Origin of the sequence: Rhodoluna sp., from assembly GCF_049276775.1 — a bacterium.
Classification (GTDB): domain Bacteria; phylum Actinomycetota; class Actinomycetes; order Actinomycetales; family Microbacteriaceae; genus Rhodoluna.
Genome location: NZ_JBASXC010000092.1, coordinates 1 through 2,420 on the forward strand (window position 1 = coordinate 1; position 2,420 = coordinate 2,420).

The 2,420-nt window shown below is 60.5% G+C and carries 3 protein-coding genes and 1 pseudogene; 3 read left to right on the plus strand and 1 reads right to left on the minus strand.

Annotation, left to right across the window (positions count from 1 at the left end):
- A pseudogene (locus WAO31_RS06120) lies at nucleotides 1–248 on the plus strand (SDR family NAD-dependent epimerase/dehydratase); the annotation flags it as partial.
- Here the strand turns inward: WAO31_RS06120 and WAO31_RS06125 are convergent.
- Entirely contained in the window at nucleotides 214–1,017 is an 804-nt protein-coding gene (locus tag WAO31_RS06125) for an FkbM family methyltransferase (RefSeq protein ID WP_509591496.1), read from the minus strand. The pseudogene WAO31_RS06120 and the gene WAO31_RS06125 sit on opposite strands and share 35 nt — an antisense overlap.
- A gap of 99 nt (nucleotides 1,018–1,116) precedes the next feature.
- Between WAO31_RS06125 and WAO31_RS06130 the strand changes: the two genes are divergently transcribed.
- Both WAO31_RS06130 and WAO31_RS06135 read left to right on the plus strand, forming a co-directional pair.
- The gene (locus tag WAO31_RS06130) at nucleotides 1,117–1,653 is read left to right on the plus strand and encodes a hypothetical protein (RefSeq protein ID WP_509591498.1); all 537 of its coding nucleotides are present in this window, start codon (nucleotides 1,117–1,119) and stop codon (nucleotides 1,651–1,653) included.
- Nucleotides 1,654–1,793: 140 nt separating this feature from the next.
- Nucleotides 1,794–2,420, plus strand: a 627-nt coding sequence (locus WAO31_RS06135; RefSeq protein WP_509591501.1) for a glycosyltransferase, incomplete at its 3' end; no start/stop codon positions are given.

Here is a 2,420-nt window from a genome sequence, read left to right on the forward strand (position 1 = left end):
GGAATCCAGATGGCCCCATTAATCTGGGCAATGCGCGCGAAATGACGATTGCCGATATCGCTCGTCAGATACTGGAAATCACGGAGTCACCGAGTGGAATCGAGTATTTTCCGCTGCCACAAGACGACCCCGTGAGACGCCAACCTGACACGACCCGGGCGCAGGAGATCTTGGGCTGGGAGGCGAAGATTCCGTTGGAGGAGGGCCTGCCCTCTACGATTGAGTATTTCCGGAGTGTTCTGGACTAAATATTTCTTCGCGAGGTTTCGGCAAGATTGATCGCGGTGTTGCTCTTGAACGGGCGTGCGTGTAAATCGCGGATAACCCTGTGTGAGCGCAGAGCCGGTACCCCTGGTCTTGCACGAGTTGGCGGATTTCAGTGGGGTTAGTAAGGGTTTCGGCAGGCTCTTCTACACAAATTACTCGTGGAGTGAATGCGGTCCAGTCATTTCCGCGGAGAACCTCAAGATCGGCGCCCTCACAGTCGACGGATAGCAGTGAAGGCTGATCGGGGCTGGCGTGAAGGCCGAGGTCGGCGAGAGTGATAAGTGGGATCTCGAGGATTGACTCAACGATCTCGCCCGCGTCGGCTCGTTCTTGAGTAACACACGGGTCGATGGAGGATAGGTAATCGGATTGGAAGATGGTGAACTTGGTCACCCCAGATTTAGCGGATGCGGCGGCCTCCACGACGCGGTCTCTAGGGCGAGCTTTCCGGAGGGTTAGGGCGCTTGCGGGGTTGGGCTCGATCAGGGTGCCGTACCAGCCGCGGCGATAGAGAAAATAGGTGTTGCTTCCCAGGCGTGGGTGAGCAGCACCTACGTCAACGTACGTGCCGTGTTCCTCCGGTAGCAGCTCATTCAGGATGATGTCTTCACCTGACTGGCTCCAGTGAATGCGTGGGATACGGGAATAGATCGGTAGGAGGCGTTTTCTGAAGCGTTGGTGGTTATCCGGGCCGATTGTGGACTTGAGTGTTTCAGAGAACCTGCCCAGGGGGCCTAGGCGCCCACTCACCTTTTCATCCTCATGACTTGAGGGTACTCAGCTTGTGCGGTGCGCATAGGAAGGCTTCATCCCTAGTAGTCGGGGCAGCGTGGGGCTCGGGGCTCAGGTGTGACAGTAGTGACCCGGTCGAGCCTGCTTCATCCTCAGCGATTTCCGCATCCGGGTGTGTTGTTTCACCGTGACGCAGTGATGGAGGCGGGGGGTTATCGAGCGGAGGATTTCCCGGCGGAAGATCTTGGTTTGTGGATGCGCATGACTCAGGTGGGCGACCTGGTGGGAGTGCCCCAGACTGTGGTGGATTGGACGATGAGTGCATCGTCGATCACCCACAGCAAGCAAGCCGCGCAGCGAGCGATGACGGCTCGCATGGTGTCAGAGTTCGTCTTCCCGCAGGCACGTTCGATCACTGCGGGGGCCGTGGCTGCAGAGGTGGAGCGCTATAAGGACGTGCCGTGGGCTGAGCAGCGATTGGTATTGCTGGTCCGCGATCTGTGGGCGGGGCGGCGGCTCGGGGTGCCGATGAGTGCGGTGGGAGAAGCCGTGAAGGTATTGGCTGGGGGAGGGCTGGGATCGATACGGGCTGCCCGTGGTTTGCGGGTCGATGCTGGGGTGCGAGCTGCGTTTCGCGCGGCGATGCATGGGTGATGAGTGCAAGATTTCAGTGACGGCAGGAAGCCGGAGTCTCCACCCGTCGGTCATTGATGCACAAGCCCATCGTGACGACAAGATCGCGTGAGTTGACCACAGGGGGTTTGGGCCAGCGGCCGGCATGACAGGGTGGTTCCGTGAAGGTGTTACACGTCATCGCCCGGGTGAACCTCGGTGGCACCGCTCGCTGGCTGGAGACCCTGACGGCTGAGCAGATAGCTGCCGGTGACGAGGTGGTTGTTGCCACAGGCCAGGTGCAAGGCGATGAGGTGGAAGACCCCGGTGCAGGTTCAATGCCGCTGGTGAGGTTGAGCCGCCTTGGTCGTGCTGTGTCACCCCTTGATGATGTGTGGGCCACTCGTGAACTGCGTGAGCTGATCGGCGATCTGAAGCCCGACGTGGTGAACACTCACACGGCGAAGGCAGGTCTGGTGGGTCGGGCGGCCGCTTTATCGCTGGGGCGCAACAGACCTGCGCTGGTGCACACGGTGCACGGGCATCTACTGACCGGCTATTTCTCGCCGTTAGCCGTGCGCGGCATCTCAACATCGGAACGCCTGATGGCATCAGCAAGCGACCTCGTGATAGCCGCTGGTGCGAAGGTGCGCGATGACCTTGTGTCAGCTGGAATTGTGGGCGCCGACAAGGTGCGTGTGGTGCGCCCGGGCGTGCGCGATTTTGATCGCAGCGATGCGGCAACCGCACGCCTGCAGTTGGATGCGCCAGCGTTGCGGTCGGGTGCTGTGGTCGCCGGATGGTTGGCC